Here is a 20573-nt window from a genome sequence, read left to right as displayed (position 1 = left end):
CGCCTTGCCACAACGGGTCGTTGTGAATCCACTTGCCGCTAAGGCAGATTGTCCCGCATCACGATGTCGATCCTGATCTTCTCCTGTTCGCGCAAGATCGGCTCACCACGGGCGAGCGCGAGCAGCACGCGCACGGCGGCGCGCGCTTCGTGTCCGGGGTTTTGCGAGATCGCGGCATCCATCACGCCTTGCAGCAGCAGCCGGCGCGTCAGCGCGGTGACGTCGTGTCCGACGAATACCACCTGCCTGTCGCGGCCGGCATCGCTCAGCGCCTCCTCGCCCAACGCATTGGCCACGCCCTGCGTGCCGGCGCCGACGTTATAAAGGCCGACAATGTCAGCATGCCTGCCCAACAGCCGCGCCAAGACCTGTTCCGAACGCGCGTCCTCGTCGCGCCCTTCCAATACCGGCAGCACGCTGAGCCCGGGGAATTCCGACGCCATCACCTGGATGAAGCCAAAAATGCGCTCGGCATGGTCGCGCAGGCCCTGCGATCCCGCGATGATCGCGACCTTGCCCGACCTTTGTCCGACCAGCCGCCCGACCAGCGCGCCGGCGGTGCGCCCCGCGGCGATGTTGTCGATGCCGATATAATGGTGGCGGCGCGACGACGGCACGTCCGAGACCAGCGTCACGACCTTGGTCCCGGCATCAACGAGATCGTCGATCGCGGCGCGGACGCCGGGATGATCCAGCGCCACCACGGCGATGCCATCATAATCGTCCGAGAGCCCTTCCAGCGAAGCAGCGAGCACCGACGGATCGAACACGTCGGTTGCGACCATCTCGACGCTCAGCCGCCGGGATGAGAGCCAGGCCGACATCTCGCCGAGATAGGCCTCGATCTGCTGCATGAACGGGTTCGGTCCCGACGGAATCACGAAGGCGAAACGGCGGGCGCGGCCGCGGGCGAGCTCGGCCGCGGCGACATGCGGCTGAAAGGCGTTGCGCTCAATCGCTTCCTTGACGCGCCGGACCGTATCCGGCCGCACACCCGGACGATTGTGCAGAACGCGGTCGACCGTCGCGAGGCTGACGCCCGCCTGGCGGGCGATGTCCTTCAGCGTCAGCGCGGTCGTGGTGAGTGTCTCGGCCATGGCTGAAGGCTAGCAGAGGTTTTTTGAGGTACGCAACTCATTTTGAGGGGCGGCGGGCATTTTTCAGTCGCTGTTGCTAGGAACGGCCTCTTCAGTCGGCCGTTGCCGCCGCGTGCATAACGACATCACCCATGATCCCGGCGAGGGATTGAGCCCGACGCTCGAGCGCAACATCCAGGCGTTGGTCGAGCGCCGCCTCCGGGAGCGGCGCGCGGCCAGGGGGCAGGAAAAGCTTGCCGACGCCATCACGGCCTTCACCGGCAGCATGATTTTCGTCTACCTGCATCTCGCGGTGTTCGGCTTCTGGATCATCGCCAATCTGCATTGGCTGCCGGGGATCCCGGCCTGGGACGAGAGCTTCGTGGTGCTGGCAATGATTGCTTCGGTCGAGGCGATCTTCCTGTCGACATTCGTGCTGATCTCGCAGAACCGCATGAGCGCAGCAGCGGACAAGCGCGCCGATCTCGATCTCCAGATCAGCCTCCTCGCCGAGCACGAATTGACCAAGGTTGCCCGCCTCCTCACGCAAATCGCCGAGCGGCTCGACGTCCAGCCCGACTCGAAGGGCGATCTGGAGGAGGCAATGCCGGGACATCGCCCCCGAGCGCGTGCTCGACAGGATCGAGGAGACACGCTCCTGAGCTATCGGCCCGCCGACAGATCCAGGGTCAGGAACAGGCTGTTGGGATCCTCGACATAGCCCTCGAACGGGCCGCAGAGGACAAAGCCATGCGCCCGGTAGAGCGCGAGCGCCGGCTTGAAATAGTCCCACGAGCCGGTCTCGAGGCTGAGCCGCGTCATGCCGCGCGCGCGGGCTTCCGTGATGATGTGGCGAAGCATCTTACCGCCAAAGCCGCGCCGGCGCGTGGTCTGGAGCGTGTGCATCGACTTCACCTCGCCATGCCCGGCCGAAAGCGACTTCAGCGCGCCGACCGCGGCCAGCGTCTCGCCATCCCAGCCGGTCCAGAACGCGATGTCCGCTGCGCGCAGCCCGGCGAGATCGAGCGCATGGGCGCTGCCCGGCGCGGTCTGCGCCCGCGCGGCGGTGACGTGATGATCGAGCAGCGCGATGACGCGCGGATCAAAGGTGTCGCCGGTGCGGATCTGCATTGTCAGGTTCACTCCACGATTTCATATTGCATCAGCACCATCACATTTTTCCATAGGAAGCGCCCGCGGCGCGTGATGATGACGTAGCGCGCATCCTGTCTGGTCTCGTTCTCGAACATCGCCGCGCGCATCACGTCGAAATCCAGACAGTCGCCCTCGCGCAGGCGCACCGCCTTGGCGTCGATGTGCACGGCGATCGCGCCCTCCAGCATCAGAAGCTGCTGGGTGAAGGCGGTACGGCCCCACGGACTGTACGGCACCCGCGCGCCGGCCGGCAGGTCGACGACGATGATCTCGATGCCCCTCGCCGCGTCCGTCGGCGAGGCGTGTCGCCGTCGACAGCCGCTCTCGGGATCGCGCCAGTGCGGCTGGTCGGCAAGCCGCACCAGTCGCTCCGGCGGTTTCTCGGCCAGCGCGACGACATCGCTGAGCGACACGTCGAGCGCGGCGCAAAGCTCAGCGTCATGCCGGCCTGCGTCCGAAGCGTCTTCAAGCGACGACCGATCGCACGATCGAGTTTCTGCTGGTCCATGGCTTTCATCCAGACATCGCCGGGCAAGAGGACCGCATCTGCCTGGGCCAAAGGAGCTTAGCGCGGGCAGCGGCGAACGCCGGAAGCAAGGGGCTAATATATTAGAATCTTTGCGCGGCGCACGGCGGAGAGGCATCCTGCTTCGCGCTGCCGAAATATCAAAGTCTTGGAAGCACCTTGGCTAGGATGGAGCGGGCGAAGTGAATCGAACCTCGTATGCAGCTTGGGAAGCTGCCCGTTCCTGAGCAACCCAATGCTTTACGTACAAAACTGCCCCTAACAGCAACTAATTCCATCAAAGGGTTGCGCCTACAATGCAAAGCGAGCAAGCCTCGAAAGCCAAACTGGCCCCGAAAGAACGGCCCATGGGTAAGTGGGGTGAACCGTTGCAGGTCCCTGCAACTTAGTTGGCCCGGCGCTTACCTCGCTTCTTCTTGACGGGAAGCTCGGTGGCCGCCCCTTGCGAGCGGGGGCGCCGCCTCGACCCCGAGGGCTATTGCGGCCTTCCACAAAGTCACCAGCATGGCGTCAGAGCGATCACATCGCGTCGCTAGTAATAGTAGATCAAGGCCCTTTTCACCGGCTCAACGTCAAGCGCAAAACCAATCTCGGTGTCGTTCAGGAGAGTGACAGACGGAACCGGACTATCATCATGGTGGATGCTTTCGATCGTCGCGCGATAACAAAACCCCTCGCCGCATAAGTATGGTCGGTCGCTGACCTTGAACGTCCCGCCTCCAACGATGGCTACCACCCTTCGATCTGAGAAGATTTCGGTAATTACACCGGTACGGCGCGTCTTCCCAAGTTCTTCAGCTCTCGCAATGCAATTGCGTTGAACGCATTCGGCCAAAGCCGAGCAAAGGGCTTCTACGAAATCTGCGTACTCAATTAAGATATCTGTCCCCAACACATCAGTGACCTCGATACCACCATGCGCGGCCTCATTTCGGTACTGCACAAGTTGATCTAACTCCGCATCAGCCTTGTCCGATTGTCGGCCACCTTTAAAAAAAATCTTGATGGCTCGATGACGACCAATCCATTCTGCGAGTTTCGGAATTCCACACCGGTCGAACAACGAAACCAGATCCTTCATCCTAAGATTTTGATCATGGGAAAGCATTGGGTCAACCACGATCCTGACTAGCAGTCGGCGTCGACCTTGGACCGTCGACGGTTTCGGCAGCTCGTTCAACAAGGCAAAGATTGATGTCGGCATGCGGGAGCGGGATCTGTATTTCAACGATCTGCGGGGAACAGCAGCCACGAAATTCTACATTGCTGGCTTCAACGAGCGCGAGATCGCAGAAGCGCTCGCGTGGGAAGAGCGGTCCGTCAACAAGATCATCGAACGCTATGTCGATCGGACGGCCGCCATAAAGGCTAGAATCAAGAAGATGGAGGCCAAAGATTGCACAATCCAGCAAAACTGCCGGCAAAACCGTCGAGCGAACTTCGGCTAGGTATTGGAGCGGGCGAAGGGAATCGAACCCTCGTATGCAGCTTGGGAAGCTGCCGTTCTACCATTGAACTACGCCCGCTGATGCGCAAGCCTGCGCGCCTCTGATTAGCCGAGACGGCGCTTCCCGCCAAGCGCTTTGGCGCGACCGGCCGGACGGTTGTTAACGTCTCGGTAAGATTTTGGGTGCGCCGGATTGTGGCGGTGTTATGATCCCGGGTCTGGGGAACGACGTGCACTGAGTGGGGCGTGTGCATGGTGGGGCGTGGCTACACGATATTCGACACGACCATAGGGCGCTGCGCCATTATCTGGAGCAGCACCGGCGTGGTCGCTGTGCAATTGCCGGAGGCGCGGGAGATCGACACCCGCCGCCGGATTTTCCAGGTCCATCCCGAGGCGCGCGAACAGCGGCCGTCCGCGAACGCCGAGCTTGCGATCGAGGGCATCGTGGGCCTGCTGCAAGGCAACGATCCTGATTTTTCCGAGGTCAGCCTGGATGCGGGCGGCGTGTCCGACTTCAACCGGCGCGTCTACGAGTTCGCCTGCACGATTCCGCGCGGGGAGACGCGCACCTATCACGAGATCGCCAAGGCGCTGGGCGCCTCCGGCGCCGCGCATTCGGTGGCGCAGGCGGTCGCGAAAAATCCCTACATGCTGATCGTGCCCTGCCACCGGGTGCTGGAGGCCGGCAATTACACCGACCGGCTCTCGCCCTATGGCGGGGTGATCTCCAAGCGGCGGCTGCTGTCGCTCGAGGGCGCTCATCCGGTCGCCAGCAAGACGCTATTCGAGGTGCTGCTGCCCGTTGCCCCGCCCCGTGCGCCCAGCTAAGGCGCGATTTTGATCGCACCTTAGCTTTGTTTTTGGTCATGATCCTGTCGAAAAACCGCTAACACTTTTCTGGATCATGCCTAGATAGGCGGGATGGATGCGACCACGCTGCTGACGACGCCCTCGATGACGGTCTCCGAGTTTCGCGCTGCGATGCGGGACCGGACGACGCGTCGTTTGCGGAGTGCCGCACCGGCCATTCCATCGCCTATGTCCGCGCGGGCAGCTTCGGCTGCCACTGCCGCGCCGGCTTCTTCGAGCTGGTGGCGGGCTCGATGCTGGTCGGCGCACCGGGCGAGGAATACACCTGCACGCATGAGCATGTCTCCGGCGACGTCTGCCTGTCCTTTTTCCTGGGCGAGGATCTGGTCGACGCCCTCGGGGGACGTCGCGACATCTGGCAGGTCGGCGCGACGCCGCCGCTGCCCGAGCTGATGGTGCTGGGCGAGCTCGCCCAGACGGCGGCAGATGGCAACAGCGATCTCGGTCTCGACGAGGTCGGTCAAATCCTCGCCGGCCGCTTCATCGATGTCGTCTCGGGCAAGGCGCGCAAGCCGACAACGCCCACTGCGCGCGATCGCCGCCGCGCCGTGGAAGCCGCGCTGTGGATCGACGCCAACTCGCATGCCGAGGTCGACCTCGAACAGGCCGCGCGGCAGGCAGGCCTCAGCCCGTTCCATTTCCTGCGGCTGTTTTCGAGCGTGCTCGGCGTCACCCCGCATCAATATCTGGTGCGCTCACGGCTGCGACATGCTGCGCGGCTGCTCACTGACGACGACATCGCGGTCACCGATATCGCCTATGACGTCGGCTTCGGCGACCTCTCCAACTTCGTCCGCACCTTCCGCCGCGCCGCCGGCGTCTCGCCGACCAAGTTCCGTCAGGCCTCGAAGGGGAAGCGCAAGATTCTCCAAGAGCAGCTCGCCCTCAACTGACTAGGTTCGTCTCCGGCGCGCGCCAGTTGCGGCGCGCTTTGGAAATGGAGACGAACATGTACGACCATATCGGACTGCGCGTTGCCGACCTCGACGCCGCCACGCGCTTCTACACCGCGGTGCTGGCGCCGCTCGGTTATGTCCTGTGTTCGAGCGGCGACGGTTATGCCGGCTTCGGGCCGAAGGGCGAGCCGGCGTTGTGGCTGCACCTGAACAAGGGACGGAAAGCCGATGGCGCGCATATCGCATTTCGCGCCGGGAATCATGACGCGGTCAAGGCGTTCCACAACGAAGGCCTGAAGAGCGGCGGCCGCGACAATGGCGGTGCCGGCCCGCGCAAGGATTACAGCCCGACTTACTACGCGGCATTTTTGATCGATCCCGATGGCAACAATGTCGAGGCGGTTTGTGTGTGAGTTCTCTCCGTCATTGCGAGGAGCTCTTGCGACGAAGCAATCCAGACCGTAGCCGCGGAAGCATTTCTGGATTGCTTCGCTGCGCTCGCGATGACGGAGTCCACGGCCAACACCTAACATAATCAAGGACTTTCATGGCCTCCATCCACAATGACATTCCCCTCCCCGCCTCGGCGCACGACGTCTGGGACGCGGTGCGCGATTTCGGCGCGCTGCATCGGCGGCTGGCGCCGGGCTTCGTCACCGCCTGCACGATCGACGGCGATGCGCGCGTCGTCACCTTTGCCAATGGCTCGGTAGCGCGCGAAGTGCTGGTCGATTGCGACGATGCGCGGCAGCGGCTGGTCTACGCCATCAACAGCGAGCGGCTGAAGCATTACAGCGCCTCGGTGCAGGTGATCGCCGAGGGCGATGCGAGATGCCGCCTGGTCTGGATCATCGACATGCTGCCGAACGAGCTTGCAGCTTACGTGCAGGGCCAAACCGGGGATGCCGTGATCGCCATCCACAAGGCGTTTCCGGCTTAGTTTTTACTTATTTGAGCATGATCCTTTCGGAAAACCGCTGCACACTTTTCCGGATCATGCCCGCAGCTGCGTGATCTTTCTCACAGACCCAGCCCTCGTCCGCCGTAACCATGGCGACGTGCGTCCGGTTGGCTCCGCTCTCCCGGCGGCGCCACGCACGCGAGGAGCAGGCCATGAGAGGTGCGGACAAGGTGATCTGCCAGGCGGCCGCCGTGCTGCTGATGTTTTCGATTTCGAGCGCACCGGCAAAGGCGCAATTCCTCGGCGGCGGAGGTGCCGGCGGCGAGGACATGATGACCCAGATGGCGCCGATGCTGGAGATGATGAAGGCCAAGATGGGCAAGCGCCGCTTCGCCATGATGATGCAGACCATGGGCCCGATGATGAGCCGCATGATGGAGAATGGCGGCGGCGGATTTAGCGGCCTCAACGCCGGTAATCTCGGCGGCGGTTTCGGTGCGCCCAATTACGGCGGCACCATGCCAACCGGAATGGGCGGCATTGGCGGCGGCGATATCATGGGCATGCTCGGTGGCCCCGGCGGCGGCGACATGATGGCAATGATCCCGCAATTGATGCGGCTCGCCAATGTCGGCGGCGGAGGCCATCGCCGCCACAGGCATCGTTAGTCCGCGACGCCGGAGAGAACCGGCCTGATCGCGGCCTTGCTCTCGCGCGGTCCCCAGCGGGTCAGCACCACGCTGGAGCACGAGAGCAGGCCGAGCACGACCATCGAGCTGGCGGCCAGCCAGAAGAAGTTCTGCGCGGTGGCATCGTGCGTCGACAGCCACCAGCCGACTGCCGCGATGTAGATCAGCCGCGCGGTCTGCGCCAGCACCGGGCCGATCACTTTCGCAGCCCCCTGCGACGAGAAATACATCGTCGAGGCGAGGCCAATGAACGCGTAGAACGGCGCCACTGTCGACAAATATTGATGGCTGGTGGCGCGCACGATCGCGCTGTCCGTGAAAATATTGACCCAGAGATCGGGGAAGAGCGCGACCAGGCACGCAGGTGCGCCGACGGCGACGAAGGCGCTCGCGCCTGCGATCCAGGCGATGCGCCGGGCGCGGGCGATGCGGCCGGCGCCGACCGCCATGCCGATCATCGGCACCGAGGCGATGCCGAACGCGAACGCGATTGAGGTCAGCAAAAATTCCAGCCGCGCACCGATGCCGTAGCCGGCGAGGATCGCGGTGCCGAATTTCGCCAGCATGTGGGTGAAGATCGAGATCGTCAGCACCGATTGCAGCGGCGAGAAGCAGGCAATGGCGCCGACTTTGAGGATGTCGAAAAACATCGCCCACTGGATGCGCAGGCCGCGCAGCTTCGGCGTAACGCGGGCGCGGCCGGAAAACAGATACCAGCCCATCACGCAGATGTTCATAGAATAGGCGATCAGCGCGCCGGCCGCGACGCCGCGCATCCCGAGCTGCGGCACGGGGCCGAGCCCAAGGCCGAGCGTGCCGCCGAGCAATATCTGCCAGACCGCGGAATTGAGGATCAACAGCGACGGCAGCTTCATGTTGCCGGTGCCGCGCAGGACGCCCGCCATGGTGTTGAGCAGCCAGGGCAGCACCGCGCCCCCGAAAAACACCTGGGTGTAGGCAATCGCATGTGTCAGCACATCGCCGCGGCCGCCGAGCATTTCCAGAACGCGCGGCCCGAAGATCAGCATGCCCAGCATGAAGACGAGGCCGAAGCTGATGCCGATCAGCAGTGCATGCGCGGCGAGCGTGCCGGCGCGCTCGCGATCGCCGGCGCCGAGCGCACGCGCGATGGCGGAGGCCACCGCGCCGCCCATAGCGCCGCCCGACATCGTCATGGTCAGGATCACGGTCGGAAACACCAGCGCCATCGCGGCAAGCGCTTCCACACCGAGACGTCCGATATAGGAGGTCTCCGCAATCACGGTGCAGGTGCCGGCGGAGAGCGCGACCACGTTGGGCCAGGCCAGCCCGAGCAGCGTGCGCAGAATCGGGCCGTCCAACAGCGCGCTCTTCACGGGGCGTGGAGGCGGCGGCAGCGGACGCTCTTGTTCATCGACCGGGATTTCGGCGATGTCGGACATGTCCTCTCCGGGGCACGGGCGCCATTTTCGGCGCCGCAATGAGTAGGTGTGTCAATAAATTTATTCGCGCGCAGGGCGCAACGAGCGGCTTGTTAGCACACCGCGCAGCGATTCCTCCTGCGTCAGATGCAGGCGTGCCCTGCGGCGTCGCGTTCCATGGTGGAATTACCCGACGCGCCAGAGCAATGGCGGGCGGCCGCCTGCGGGCGCGCGCAGGTGAACGCCGATGTGCCGCCCGCATCCTGCAGCGAGGCCCTCGAACAATCCCTCCAGCACCTTGGCGCAGGCGGGGTGACAGTCGGCGACGTCGTCCATCAACTTCCAGCTCTGCTGACGGATTTCGAAGGTGCCTTCGGATGGCGTTACCTCGGCCGCATCGCCCTGCGCGGCAAACAGCGCGTTGAGGAACGTCGCGAATTCGCTCGCCCCGCCACGGCCCATCGACAGCGCCGCAGCGACCTCATCGAAATATTGCATCCCTATCAGCTTACCCGCGAGATGCAGGAGATAGCCGGCATCCTCCGGACCGAACAGCTGCACCATCACGGGCGCGGCGGTGCGCACATATTCCATCGCATAGTTGCGGTAGGCTTTTTCGAGCCGCGGCTTTGGCCAGCTCGCGACAGGAAGAGCCGGCGCGGACTTCGCATCGAACAATGGCGCTTCGAGATGCCGCGCGAACACGAGGCGCTGGTCGAGCTCGAGCGGTTGGTCGTATTGATGGTAATAGCCTTCGAGCCCATCCTGGCCATCGACGCTCTGCTTGGTGCAGACGAAGCCCAGGCGGAGATCACCGAGCGCGACACCGTTGTTGGCGTGCCAGCCGCGCAGCATCGCGCGCGAAACTTCGCCCGGCACGCCGCAGATCGCGGTGCCCTTCCAGATCCAGCGCGGCGGCGGATAGCGGATCCAGGCCTTGGTGTCGCTCTCATACATGTATTCGACGTGCACGCCGCCGATCCAGTTCGAGAGGTAGTGATATTGCGCAGCGGCGACGGCGGGCGGCAGATGGCTCAGCCCGAGCTTTTCCAGCCCCGGCAGGAAGCGCTCCTGCTGCTGGCGGCGGAACACGCGGAAGACGAACTCCGCCGCATCCGCCGTGCCGCGACGCGTGACGACGGTGAGGATCAGGCCGGTGAAGTAGGCGTGATAGAGATCGGCAACCGCGCGCCAGCGTTTCCATTGAGCTTCCTGCGCGGGATCTGATGCGGCGGTCATGTTCGCTCCCGATCGTTATTTTGATCGAGTGTGTCACTGCATTGGGTGACGGACAACCTGAACCGCACGCAGGACGCCCTGCACGGCGGCCCGCCAATTCCGCATCACGAATTGTGAGTGGCTTTGGCGGCGCGCTCGCGCTCGACGCGCTCGGTCACGTCGCGCGCCATGGCGACCGATCCCTGCACCGCGCCGCCGGCGTCCCGCACCAGCGCGAATGTCATCTCGATGTAGAGCTTGCGGCCGCTCTTGTGCAGCGCGCGGGTCAGTGTCGGCTTGCCCGCGAGCTTCATCGCGCCGCTGGCAAACGCGGCCTCGAAGCCCTTCCAGTGCGCGGCGCGCAGATGTTCGGGAATGATGAGGTCGAGATTCTGGCCCAGCGCTTCGTCCGCGGCGAAGCCGAACAGCGCGGTCGATGCACGATTCCAGCGCGTGATCGTGCCCGACGGATCGGAATAGATCAGCGCGTCGGCGACGTCGTTGACAATATGTGCGTCCAGTTGGGATGAATTGGTCATGTCAACACCTTGTGGCCCGGATGATCACTACACCCGAAAGTGCTTGCTCAGCTTCAGGCCCTGTGCCTGGTAGTTCGAGCCGATGCGCTGACCGTACATGGCGTCGGGGAGGGCCAGCATCTTCTCGTAGACGAGCCGGCCGACGATCTGGCCGTGCTCGAGGATGAAAGGCACTTCGCGCGAGCGGACCTCGAGCACGGCGCGCGATCCCAGCCCGCCCGCACCGGCATAGCCGAAGCCGGGATCGAAAAATCCGGCGTAATGCACGCGGAACTCGCCGACCAGCGGATCGAACGGCACCATCTCTGCGGCGTAATCGGGCGGCACCTGCACGGCCTCTTTCGACGCGAGGATGTAGAACTCGCCGGGATCGAGGATCAAATTGCCGTCGGGACGCGCCGCGATCGGCTCCCAGAAATCGTCAACCGCGTAGCCGGCGCGGCGATCGACGTCGATGACGCCGGTGTGGCGCTTGGCGCGGTAGCCGACGAAGCCGCCGCTCTTTTCGCCGGAGAGATCGACAGACACCGCGACGCCGCCGGTGAGATCGGCATCGTCGACGTCGACGAGACGCTCGGTCGCGTGCAGCGCCTCGAGCTCGTCGATGTTGAGGATGGCATCGCCGGTGCGGAAGCGTACTTGCGACAAGCGCGAGCCCTCGCTGACCAGCACCGGGAACGTCTTCGGGCTGATCTCGGCATAGAGCGGACCGTGATAGCCGGCGCCGATCATGTCGAAGCGGCGGGTGCCGTCGGCGATCACGCGGGTGAAAACGTCGAGCCGGCCGGTCGAGCTCTTCGGGTTGGCGGCCGCGACGATTTCCGGCGGCAGCGCGAGGCTTTCGAGCAGCGGCACAATGTAGACGCAGTTGGTCTCCAGCACCGCGCCGTCGGCAAGGCTGAACTCGTGCAGCTTCAACTCGTCGATGCGCTCGGCGACGGTGGCGCCGGGGCCGGGCAGGGAAGCTGGCGCGGACGCGATAGGCGATGTCGCCGAGGCGAAGGTCGAGGCTTGCCGGCTGGATCTGGCTTTCGACGAAGTCGTATGCGGGCAGGATGAGACCGCCCTCCGCCATCGCCGCGATCATGCGGTCGGGCAGGATACCATTGGCGTCGGCGGCAACCGTGAACGTCAACCGAGGGTCCTCATCAGGCGGGCAAATGCATCCCGACATGCGGGAAATACTAGCGTTTTACGGCTATCCGATGGACGTCTTGACGGAAAGGGCATTGCGGAATATGAGCATGACTTATCCCGTGGTGATTTGAGCCGGCCGGCTTGCAGCCACGTTAAATAAGTCGCTAAACAGGCCGGGGACCTCTGTGATCCCGGCCCGTGGAGATATTCCAGGCCGGTTTTTTTGTGACCATTTTCGATGGTCACGCAGAGGAGGTCCTATGTCGAAGTCCCCGGCGCCAACCGCGCAATACCGTCCCGAAACCCGTCTGGTCCATTCCGGTACCCTGCGCTCGCAATATGGCGAGACGTCGGAGTCGCTGTTCCTGACCCAGGGCTACGTCTACAACAGCGCCGAGGAGTGCGAGGCGCGGTTCAAGGGCGAGGACCCCGGCTTCATCTATTCACGCTACTCCAACCCGACCATACAGATGTTCGAGCGGCGCATGATCGAGCTCGAAGGCGCCGAAGCGGCGCGCTCGGCCGCGACCGGCATGGCCGCGGTGACGACCGCGATCCTGGCGCCGCTCAAGACCGGCGATCACGTCGTGGCCTCGCGCGCGCTGTTCGGCTCGTGCCTCTACGTCGTGCAGGATTTGCTGCCGCGCTATGGCATCGAGACGACGCTGGTCGATGGGCTCGATCTCGACCAGTGGCAGCGCGCGGTGAAGCCGAACACCAAGACGTTCTTCCTGGAGAGCCCGACCAATCCGACGCTCGACGTGCTCGACATTCCCGGGATTGCCGAGATCGCGCACAGCGGCGGCGCGCGGCTCGTCGTCGACAACGTGTTCGCCACCCCGATCTGGCAGAGCCCGCTCGCGCTCGGCGCCGACGTCGTGGTCTATTCCGCGACCAAGCACATCGACGGCCAGGGCCGCTGTCTCGGCGGCATCATCCTGTCCTCGGAAGCGTTCATCGCCGAGCACATCCACAATTTCATGCGCCAGACCGGGCCGTCGATCTCGCCGTTCAACGCCTGGGTCCTGCTCAAGGGCCTGGAGACGCTGGGCGTGCGCGTGCGCGCGCAGACCGAGACGGCGGCGCGCATCGCGGACGTGCTGGCGAGCCATCCGAAGATTTCGCGGCTGGTGTTTCCCGGCCGCGCCGACCATCCGCAGGCTGCATTGGTGAAGAAGCAGATGCGCGGCGGCTCGACGCTGGTCGGCTTCGAGGTCAAGGGCGGCAAGCAGGGTGCGTTCCGCGTGCTCAACGAGCTCAAGCTGGCGAAGATCTCGAACAATCTCGGCGACGCCAAGAGCCTTGTCACGCATCCCGCCACGACGACGCATCAGCGCCTGAAGCCGGAGGATCGTGCCGCCCTCGGCATCAGCGAGGGTTTTATCCGCTTCTCGGCGGGGCTCGAGCATCCGGATGATCTGATCGAAGATCTGACCGCGGCGCTGGAGAAGGCGTGAGGTGCTGGTCGTCCCGGCTCCCGTGCGCAATTGCGCACTAGGCCGGGACGACCATTACATCGGCCGGTACGTCCGCACGTCCGCCGGCACGTTCACGCCGAGCTTGATCTGGCCGACGGAACGGATGATGTCGTCGCCGAGGAGCTGGGCGAAGCAGGCGTAGCCCCAATCGTTCATGTGCAGGCCGTCGGCGATCACAAAGCTCTCGACCGGAAGCGATTGCTTTTCGTGCCAGTCGCGCATCACCTCGAAGCGCGGGAAGATGCCGACGTGACGGAGCTCGGCGACCTTGCCGAGCAGCTTCACCATCTTGCCGGCGCTCTCCGCGCGCTGGTTGACGGCAGGCGAATATTGCGGATCGACCAGCACGACGTCGGCATCGCCGGCGGCCTGGATGCGGCCGATGCCGTCCTCAACCATCTTCGCGGTCTCGCCGGGATCGAGATTGCGCAGCACGGCATTGGTGCCGACCTGCCAGATCACCAGATCCGGATGCACGTCGATCACCGCCTTCTGGAGCCGCTTCATCATCTCGGGCGCGTCCTCGCCGCCGACGCCGGCATTGACGACCGTGATATCGGCGGTCGGATAATGCCGGTGCAGCTGCGCGGCAAGGCGATTGGGATAGTTGAACTCCGGCGAGCTCGCGCCGAATCCTGCGGTCGACGACGAGCCGAACGCGACGATGACGACGGGCTGGCCGGCGACGAGCTTGCCCGCGACATGCGGCAGCGTGCCCATCGCCTTCGCGCCGCCCTTCGGCGACAGGCAGGGGACGCGGCTGAAGATGTCGCCGGCGGATTTCGCGACCTGCTTCACCTTGTCGATGGCGCGCGCCGTGATGCCGCGCTGGTCGGGGGACGTCGCGGGCGACGGTGGTCTGGGACGGTGAAGCGGAAGCGGGATTAGCCGATTGCTGCGGGGCCGGCGTTGCCTGCGCGGCCGGCTCCTGCGCGCGCGACTGCGATACAGGCGTTAGCAACAGCAACGCCGCCGCAGCGGGCGCAGCCAGCCATGCCGTCAGGCAAAAAGGGCGGAGAGAACTCATTAACGCTAGACCTCAATTTTGCTGCTGGGCCGGCTCCAGGTGGGCAGCGTCGATGACGAACTGTGCCAACGCCCGGCCAAGGCAATCATGGACCTGTTTCGCCAGCTCAAGCCCGCGCGACGGGCTGAACAGGTCGAACTGCCCCTGATCATTCCACTGCCGCATGATCGCGAAACGATCGAACAGCGGGATATCGTGCTCCTGCGCCACCACCCGCATATTGTCGAGGTATGGCGGCACCGAGATCATGGTTTCGGTGCGCGGGCTGTACTGCAAATTCATCAAGACGACGTCGGCCCCTGCCTTTTGCAGCGCAGCAACCCCTTCGGTTACCGCGCCACGAAAATCATCGGGATCGATGGCTCGGATAGCATCGACAGTCCCGGTCTGCCAGATGACCAAAGTAGGCGTTTTTGCTTCCATCAGCTTAACGAAGCTGGCGGCCGCTTCCTCTGCCGTCTTCTTGCTCTGTATTTCTACGGAGACGTGCACGGTCTCGGACGGCGGCAGCTTGTCCTTCAGGATGGCCTGCATCCGCGCCGGATAGGAGGCGTCCTCGGAGGCTGGAATCGTGGTCGAGCGGCTGCCGATCACCAGGATTTCGAGCGGCTTGCCGGCCTTGACGGCATCGGCGACCTTGGGAAGCTGGCTTTCGCTGGTGAGCAGATAGGACGGCAATTCGCAGGCTGGAGGCGCGGCCGAAGCAGCAGGCGCAGCATCGCCCGCGCGCGCCTGAGGCGCGGCGAGACCACCGCACAGCAGGATCAGGCTCAGGAAAACCTTCGCCTTCATCAGCCCCCTCCCGCCATATCGGCGCTGCCGACGGCGCTTTTGGTTTTCGAACCGCTTTTGTCAGCCACGCGCTTGTACCACGAAATCACCCAGGCCATGGCCCACATGATCAGGATTCCCGAGAGACTAATCAGCGCATGCAGGGCTGGGCCGCCCGCGACCTCGGCCAGGATGAAATGGCCGGCAAAGGCGAGGAAGACGCCGAGACAGAATATCTCCAGGGAATGCGAGCCGCACAGGATCAGCGGCCGCAGCCAGGGCGATTTCAGGCCCGGCCAGTCCCGCGGCAGGACGCGCACGGTGATCGCGGCCAGCGCCAGGAAATGCGTGAAGCGCAGCACGTCGAGATCGGCCTTGTCGATCGGATACATCCACTGCTCGAGCAGCTTCGGCATGAATTGGGACAGCTGCGGCACATACCAGGTCAGCGTCACGTAGAATGCCGCGACCAGATAGGCGATCGAGATCCACATCGTCACCCGCGAAGCCAGAATGCGCGACATGCGTCGCGCTCCCCCGAGCGCACACCAGGCACCGAACACGAACAGCAATTGCCAGGCGAAGGGATTGAACGCCCAGAAGCCGTTCGGATAGGCCGACAGATAGAGGTCGTATTCCCAGGTCACCGCGTAGAGCAGGACCGAGAGGCCGAGCGTCACGTCGGGGCGCCATTTCATCAGCCACAGGATCAACGGCAGCGCCAGCATCAGCACGATGTAGAGCGGCAGCACGTCCATGTTGACGGGACGAAAGCGCAGCAGCAGCGCCTGCACGATCGTGACGTCGGGCTGCTTGAGGAAGTCCATGATGCCCATCTCTTCGGTGTAGAGCGGGTTCTCGAACCTGGTCGCGACGTAGGAGATTTCGGCAAGGAAGATCGTGAACAGGAAGACGTGGGCGACATAGATCTGCCAGACGCGCCGCAGGATGCGCGCGGTGGCGACGACGACGCCGGACTCCAGCATCGCCCGACCGTAGACGAAGGCGGCGGTATAGCCTGAGATGAAGATGAAGATCTCGGTGGCGTCGGCTGAAGCCGTAATTGCGGATCGTGAACCAGGTCAGAAGACTCGGCGGCAAATGGTCGATGAAGATCAGCCACAGCGCGAGGCCGCGGAACAGATCGAGCCGGAGCTCGCGCTCGCCGATGGCCGGCAGCGAAATAGCCGGCGAGGCCGTGCGCGGCCTGGCACCTGCAGGCTTGGCCTGCACAGGCTTGGCGGTTCCCGCGACCGTCGATCCCGTCACTTGGTCGGCAATGGTCATCGGGGCCTAAAAACCCTTCCGCAAAATCGCGACTTGGTAAGACGTGGCAAGGAGTGTACCGGTCCGGCCGTCATCTCGCAAAGCGACCGCATCACATGCAAGTACACTTGCAAATACACCTGAAAATACACCTGGATGTGTACTTCCTTTCGAATTCTGGCGGGACGATGTCACAAGGCCGCCTCCGGCGTTTGGTTCCCCGGCGGATTTCGGTATGATGGCAATCATGTACCGCGCCGTGACCCGCCAGATCGAAGTGACCGTCGAGCCGAACTTTGTTCCGGAGCAGTCGTCGGCCGACCGCTCCCGCTATTTCTGGTCCTACACCATTGTCATCATCAATTCCGGCGACGAGACCGTGCAGCTCAAGACGCGACACTGGATCATCACCGACGCCACCGGCCGGCAGCAGGAAGTGAAGGGCGAGGGCGTCGTCGGCGAGCAGCCGACGCTCGCCCCCGGCGAACGCTTCGAATACACCTCCGGCGTGCCACTCACGACCGCCTCGGGGTTCATGACCGGCCGCTACCAGATGGTCAGCGCCAGCGGCGAACGCTTCGAGGTCGAGGTGCCGACATTCTCGCTGGACAGCCCGGACAACAAGCGGGTGTTGAACTGAGGTAGGCGGCGGCGCGGCCTTTTGGGGCGCGGCTTCCCCGACGGCGTCATGACTCTCGTGTCCCGGACGCGCGTGCAACGCGCGAGCGTTGCTGCGCGGAGCCGGGACCCGGATGGCGACACGGTCCAATGCCTCAAGCGTCTTCCACGCCCGCCTCGGCCGGCGTGAAATCGTACACCGAACTGCAGAACTCGCAGGTCACGACGACCTTGTCGTCCTTGACCATGGCGGCGCGGTCGCCGGGCGAAAAACTCTTCAGCATCGATGCGACCGCATCGCGCGAGCAGGAGCATTGTGCCTTCAGGACCAGCGGATTGAACACGCGCACGCCGCGTTCGTGGAACAGCCGGAACAAGAGCCGCTCGCCGGAGAGCTCGGGATCGATCAACTCGACGTCTTCGACGGTTTCGATCAGCGAGCGCGCCTCGACCCAGGCATCGTCTTCAGCGACGCTATGCACCTCGACGCCTTCGGGCGCATCGCCGGGATGCAGATCGGCCTGCCGCGAGCGCTCAGGCGCCTTCGGCAGGAACTGCATCAGCATGCCGCCGGCGCGCCAGCGATGCTTGCCGCCATCGTTCGAACGCCACTCCTCGCCAACGGCGAGACGCACGCGCGTCGGGATCTGCTCGGAGCGCAGGAAATATTCGTGAGCGGCGTCTTCCAGGCTGCCGCCGTCGAGCGCGACCAGACCCTGGTAGCGGCTCATCTCGGGCCCCTGGTCGACGGTCATGGCGAGATGGCCGTGGCCCAGCAGCGCGCCGGAATCTTTGGCATCGCCGAGACGCGCGGCGTCGAAACGTGCGTAGGCTCGCAGGCGATCCGGCGCCATGTAATCGACGACCAGGAACGACACCGGACCGTCGGTCTGGGCCTGGAGGATGAAGCGGCCTTCAAACTTCAGCGCCGAGCCGAGTAGCGTGGTCAGCACGATGGCCTCGCCGAGCAGCTTGCCGACAGGCGCCGGATAATCGTGCCTGGTCAGGATATCGTCGAGCGCCGGACCAAGCCGCACCAGGCGACCGCGCACGTCGAGCGCGTCGACCTCGTAGGGCAGCACGGCGTCGTCGACCGGAACCGCGGATGGTGCGCGAACCGGGCCTTCGGGCCCGGTTTTCATGTCAGGGGATTGGGAAATCATGGCGCTCTATCTGGGGTCGGAAGGCGGAAATGGAAGGGGGCGCGGGCCGCGTGTTCCGGGCGCAGTTATGGTTACACGCGATACTGCAAGTTCGGTGTCGTCCTGGCGAAAGCCAGGACGGCGAAACAAACCGACTTCGCGTTCACCGCGCGCCCCGCGCCTACTTCACCGCGTCGAAGCACCAGGCCAGAATGCCCTTCTGCGCGTGCAGGCGGTTTTCGGCCTCGTCGAACACGACGGATTGCGGGCCGTCGATCACCTCGTCGGTGACCTCCTCGCCGCGATGGGCGGGCAGGCAGTGCATGAACAGCGCATCGGGCTTGGCCAGCGACATCAGCTGGGCGTTGACCTGATAAGGCTTGAGCACGTTGTGGCGATGCTCGCCTTCCTTGTCGCCCATCGACACCCAGGTGTCGGTGACGACACAATCGGCGCCGCGCACGGCGGCTTCGGCATCGCTGCCGAGCATGATCGGCGCGCCGGTCGCCTTGATGAAATCGCGCATCGCCTTTTTCGGCGCCAGCTCCGGGGGCGTCGCGACGTTGAGCTGGAACTTGAAGCGTTCGGCGGCGTGCGCCCAGGAGGCGAGCACGTTGTTGTCGTCGCCGGTCCAGGCCACAGTCCTGCCCTCGATCGGGCCGCGATGCTCCTCATAGGTCATGAGATCAGCCATCACCTGGCAGGGATGCGAACGCCGCGTCAGGCCGTTGATGACAGGAACGGTGGCGTTCGCCGCGAGCTCGAGCAGGGCATCGTGATTGAGAATGCGGATCATGATGGCGTCGACATAGCGCGACAGCACGCGCGCGGTGTCGGCGATGGTCTCGCCGCGGCCGAGCTGCATCTCCGCGCCGGTGAGCATGATGGGTTCGCCGCCGAGCTGGCGCATGGCGACATCGAACGACACCCGCGTCCTCGTCGAGGGGCGCTCGAAAATCATCGCCAGCGTCTTGCCTTCAAGCGGCCTGACCGGCTGATGCGCCTTCTGCTTCGCCTTCATCGCGGAGGACGCGGCCAGCATGCTCTTGAGCTCCGACAGCGGCAGCGCGTCGATATCAAGGAAGTGCTTCGGTGCTTTATTGGGCGACTTGCTCATCAGCTTGCCGCCCGCTTGTTGCCGGACAACGCGGTGCAGGCGCGTTCGAGCCGCCCAACGCTGTCCTCGATCTCGGCTTCGGTGACGATCAAAGGCGGCAGGAAACGCACGACATTGTCGCCGGCGCCGACAGTGAGCAGTTTTTCTTCGCGCAAGGCTGCAACGAGATCGCCTGAAGGCACCACCGCCTTGATGCCGATCAGCAGGCCCTCGCCGCGCACTTCGCTGACGACATCGCTATGACGATCGATCACGGAGGCGAGCTTCTGCTTGAGCAGCAGCGACATTCTCTGCACGTGGTCGAAGAAGCCGGGCTTGAGCATGACGTCGAGCACGGCGTTCGCAGCCGAAATCGCGAGCGGATTGCCGCCGAAGGTCGAGCCGTGCGAGCCGGGCCCCATGCCGGCCCGCCGCATCCGCGGTCGCCAGCACCGCGCCGATCGGAAAGCCGCCGCCGAGCGCCTTCGCCAGCGACATCACATCGGGCGTCACGCCGAGACGGCGGTGTGCGAACAGATCGCCGGTGCGGCCCATGCCGGTCTGCACCTCGTCGAACGCGAGCAGCAAGCCCTTGTCGTCGCAGAGCTGGCGCAGCGCCTTGAGGAAGGCCGGGGTTGCCGAGCGCACGCCGCCCTCGCCCTGGATCGGCTCGATCAGGATACCGGCGGTCTGCGGACCGATCGCTTTCTTCACGGCCTCGATATCGCCATGCGGGATTTGGTCGAAGCCATCCATCGGCGGACCAAAACCTTCCAGATATTTTGCAGATCCCGTCGCGGCCAGCGTCGCCAGCGTGCGGCCGTGGAACGCGCCTTCGAAGGTGATGATGCGGTAACGTTCCGGATGCCCTTGGGAGAAGTGATGATGGCGGACCAGCTTGATCACGCCCTCCAGCGCCTCGGCGCCGGAAATTGCAGAAGAACACGAAGTCCGCAAAACTCTCATGGCAGAGGCGGTTGGCGAGCTTCTCGCCATCCGGGCTCTGGAACAGGTTCGACATGTGCCAGAGCTTCGTGGCCTGCTCCTGCAACGCTTTGACCAGCGCGGGATGGGCATGGCCGAGCGCGTTCACCGCGACACCCGAGGTGAAATCGAGATAGCGCTCGCCATTGATCGCAATCAGCCAGCAGCCTTCGCCGCGCTCGAAACCGAGGTCGGTTCTGGCGAAAACGGGGAGCAAATGCGGCGCTGCGCTGTTGGTCATGATGTCACTTGGATGTTGCGGACGGTGTGACGCGTGCATTGCGCAACGCACCATTGACCGGCCCGGAAAACGAAACGTGCCGCCTTTTCGGGG

Annotated in this window: 17 protein-coding genes, 1 tRNA gene, 6 pseudogenes and 1 riboswitch; of the genes and pseudogenes, 9 read left to right on the top strand and 15 right to left on the bottom strand. The window is 64.3% G+C overall.

Annotated elements, in window-relative coordinates:
- Nucleotides 1-38: 38 nt before the first annotated feature.
- The gene (locus tag ACVWYI_RS05365; protein ID WP_456661426.1) at nucleotides 39-1097 is read right to left on the bottom strand and encodes a LacI family DNA-binding transcriptional regulator; all 1059 of its coding nucleotides are present in this window, start codon (nucleotides 1095-1097) and stop codon (nucleotides 39-41) included.
- A 112-nt stretch (nucleotides 1098-1209) separates the two neighbouring features.
- On the opposite strand from ACVWYI_RS05365, the pseudogene ACVWYI_RS05360 reads away from it, so the two are divergent.
- Nucleotides 1210-1738: pseudogene (locus ACVWYI_RS05360) on the top strand (DUF1003 domain-containing protein).
- A 1-nt stretch (nucleotide 1739) separates the two neighbouring features.
- Here the strand turns inward: ACVWYI_RS05360 and ACVWYI_RS05355 are convergent.
- The 3 genes from ACVWYI_RS05355 to ACVWYI_RS05345 form a co-directional block, all read right to left on the bottom strand.
- Nucleotides 1740-2207 carry a GNAT family N-acetyltransferase gene (locus ACVWYI_RS05355; protein ID WP_456661425.1) on the bottom strand — a complete coding sequence of 156 codons (468 nt, stop codon included), beginning with the start codon at nucleotides 2205-2207 and terminating at the stop codon, nucleotides 1740-1742.
- Nucleotides 2208-2215: 8 nt separating this feature from the next.
- Nucleotides 2216-2644, bottom strand: coding sequence for a cupin domain-containing protein (locus ACVWYI_RS05350; RefSeq protein ID WP_456661424.1), 429 nt, complete (start codon nucleotides 2642-2644; stop codon nucleotides 2216-2218).
- Between the two features lie 645 nt (nucleotides 2645-3289).
- Complete coding sequence (locus ACVWYI_RS05345; protein ID WP_456661423.1) at nucleotides 3290-3865, bottom strand: HEPN domain-containing protein; 576 nt, start codon at nucleotides 3863-3865, stop codon at nucleotides 3290-3292.
- A 94-nt stretch (nucleotides 3866-3959) separates the two neighbouring features.
- Between ACVWYI_RS05345 and ACVWYI_RS05340 the strand changes: the two genes are divergently transcribed.
- Nucleotides 3960-4205 (top strand): hypothetical protein, encoded by a 246-nt coding sequence (locus ACVWYI_RS05340; RefSeq protein ID WP_456661422.1) that lies wholly within the window; start codon nucleotides 3960-3962, stop codon nucleotides 4203-4205.
- A gap of 4 nt (nucleotides 4206-4209) precedes the next feature.
- Here ACVWYI_RS05340 and ACVWYI_RS05335 read toward each other — a convergent pair.
- Nucleotides 4210-4283 (bottom strand) — tRNA-Gly (locus tag ACVWYI_RS05335).
- A 173-nt stretch (nucleotides 4284-4456) separates the two neighbouring features.
- Here ACVWYI_RS05335 and ACVWYI_RS05330 point away from each other — a divergent pair.
- The 5 genes and pseudogenes from ACVWYI_RS05330 to ACVWYI_RS05310 all read left to right on the top strand — a co-directional run bounded on the left by ACVWYI_RS05330 (nucleotide 4457) and on the right by ACVWYI_RS05310 (nucleotide 7542).
- On the top strand, nucleotides 4457-5035 hold the full coding sequence (locus tag ACVWYI_RS05330; RefSeq protein WP_247443528.1) for a methylated-DNA--[protein]-cysteine S-methyltransferase: 579 nt from the start codon (nucleotides 4457-4459) through the stop codon (nucleotides 5033-5035).
- A 93-nt stretch (nucleotides 5036-5128) separates the two neighbouring features.
- Nucleotides 5129-5970 (top strand): annotated as a pseudogene (locus ACVWYI_RS05325) (helix-turn-helix transcriptional regulator).
- A 56-nt stretch (nucleotides 5971-6026) separates the two neighbouring features.
- Nucleotides 6027-6386 carry a VOC family protein gene (locus ACVWYI_RS05320; protein WP_456661421.1) on the top strand — a complete coding sequence of 120 codons (360 nt, stop codon included), beginning with the start codon at nucleotides 6027-6029 and terminating at the stop codon, nucleotides 6384-6386.
- Nucleotides 6387-6520: 134 nt separating this feature from the next.
- Nucleotides 6521-6913 carry an SRPBCC family protein gene (locus ACVWYI_RS05315; RefSeq protein WP_247443534.1) on the top strand — a complete coding sequence of 131 codons (393 nt, stop codon included), beginning with the start codon at nucleotides 6521-6523 and terminating at the stop codon, nucleotides 6911-6913.
- 173 nt (nucleotides 6914-7086) lie between these two features.
- Nucleotides 7087-7542 (top strand): hypothetical protein, encoded by a 456-nt coding sequence (locus tag ACVWYI_RS05310; RefSeq protein ID WP_456661420.1) that lies wholly within the window; start codon nucleotides 7087-7089, stop codon nucleotides 7540-7542.
- Here ACVWYI_RS05310 and ACVWYI_RS05305 read toward each other — a convergent pair.
- From ACVWYI_RS05305 to ACVWYI_RS05290, 4 genes and pseudogenes are all read right to left on the bottom strand, one after another.
- A complete protein-coding gene (locus ACVWYI_RS05305) occupies nucleotides 7539-8984 on the bottom strand; it encodes an MATE family efflux transporter (RefSeq protein WP_456661419.1) in 1446 nt (481 codons plus the stop codon). The genes ACVWYI_RS05310 and ACVWYI_RS05305 overlap by 4 nt on opposite strands.
- 165 nt (nucleotides 8985-9149) lie before the next feature.
- Nucleotides 9150-10202 (bottom strand): hypothetical protein, encoded by a 1053-nt coding sequence (locus tag ACVWYI_RS05300; RefSeq protein ID WP_456661418.1) that lies wholly within the window; start codon nucleotides 10200-10202, stop codon nucleotides 9150-9152.
- A gap of 104 nt (nucleotides 10203-10306) precedes the next feature.
- The gene (locus ACVWYI_RS05295; RefSeq protein ID WP_456651780.1) at nucleotides 10307-10720 is read right to left on the bottom strand and encodes a PAS domain-containing protein; all 414 of its coding nucleotides are present in this window, start codon (nucleotides 10718-10720) and stop codon (nucleotides 10307-10309) included.
- A gap of 27 nt (nucleotides 10721-10747) precedes the next feature.
- Nucleotides 10748-11894 (bottom strand): annotated as a pseudogene (locus tag ACVWYI_RS05290) (2'-deoxycytidine 5'-triphosphate deaminase).
- Nucleotides 11895-11966: 72 nt separating this feature from the next.
- Nucleotides 11967-12046: riboswitch (SAM riboswitch) on the top strand.
- Between the two features lie 71 nt (nucleotides 12047-12117).
- On the opposite strand from ACVWYI_RS05290, the gene ACVWYI_RS05285 reads away from it, so the two are divergent.
- Nucleotides 12118-13314, top strand: coding sequence for an O-succinylhomoserine sulfhydrylase (locus tag ACVWYI_RS05285; RefSeq protein ID WP_456661417.1), 1197 nt, complete (start codon nucleotides 12118-12120; stop codon nucleotides 13312-13314).
- Between the two features lie 54 nt (nucleotides 13315-13368).
- Here ACVWYI_RS05285 and ACVWYI_RS05280 read toward each other — a convergent pair.
- The 3 genes and pseudogenes from ACVWYI_RS05280 to ACVWYI_RS05270 all read right to left on the bottom strand — a co-directional run bounded on the left by ACVWYI_RS05280 (nucleotide 13369) and on the right by ACVWYI_RS05270 (nucleotide 16420).
- A pseudogene (locus tag ACVWYI_RS05280) lies at nucleotides 13369-14362 on the bottom strand (SGNH/GDSL hydrolase family protein).
- A 12-nt stretch (nucleotides 14363-14374) separates the two neighbouring features.
- Nucleotides 14375-15154: an SGNH/GDSL hydrolase family protein gene (locus ACVWYI_RS05275; RefSeq protein WP_354103221.1), complete on the bottom strand. Its 780-nt coding sequence runs from the start codon at nucleotides 15152-15154 to the stop codon at nucleotides 14375-14377.
- Nucleotides 15154-16420, bottom strand: a pseudogene (locus ACVWYI_RS05270) (OpgC domain-containing protein). Before ACVWYI_RS05270 ends, ACVWYI_RS05275 begins: the two are co-directional and overlap by 1 nt.
- A 214-nt stretch (nucleotides 16421-16634) precedes the next feature.
- Between ACVWYI_RS05270 and apaG the strand changes: the two are divergent.
- Nucleotides 16635-17039: a Co2+/Mg2+ efflux protein ApaG gene (gene apaG, locus ACVWYI_RS05265; RefSeq protein ID WP_354048334.1), complete on the top strand. Its 405-nt coding sequence runs from the start codon at nucleotides 16635-16637 to the stop codon at nucleotides 17037-17039.
- 133 nt (nucleotides 17040-17172) lie between these two features.
- On the opposite strand, the gene ACVWYI_RS05260 is transcribed toward apaG, so the two are convergent.
- The 3 genes and pseudogenes from ACVWYI_RS05260 to ACVWYI_RS05250 form a co-directional block, all read right to left on the bottom strand.
- Nucleotides 17173-18180, bottom strand: coding sequence for an Hsp33 family molecular chaperone (locus tag ACVWYI_RS05260; protein WP_456661416.1), 1008 nt, complete (start codon nucleotides 18178-18180; stop codon nucleotides 17173-17175).
- Nucleotides 18181-18340: 160 nt separating this feature from the next.
- A complete protein-coding gene (argF, locus tag ACVWYI_RS05255; protein WP_247338700.1) occupies nucleotides 18341-19276 on the bottom strand; it encodes an ornithine carbamoyltransferase in 936 nt (311 codons plus the stop codon).
- A pseudogene (locus ACVWYI_RS05250) lies at nucleotides 19276-20480 on the bottom strand (acetylornithine transaminase). The gene argF and the pseudogene ACVWYI_RS05250 overlap by 1 nt, the downstream one beginning before the upstream one ends.
- Nucleotides 20481-20573: the final 93 nt, after the last annotated feature.

The sequence above is a fragment of the Bradyrhizobium sp. LB13.1 genome (assembly GCF_054056815.1).
The sequence above is the reverse complement of the archived record's forward strand: the minus strand, read 5'-3'. Positions and strand labels throughout refer to the sequence as shown.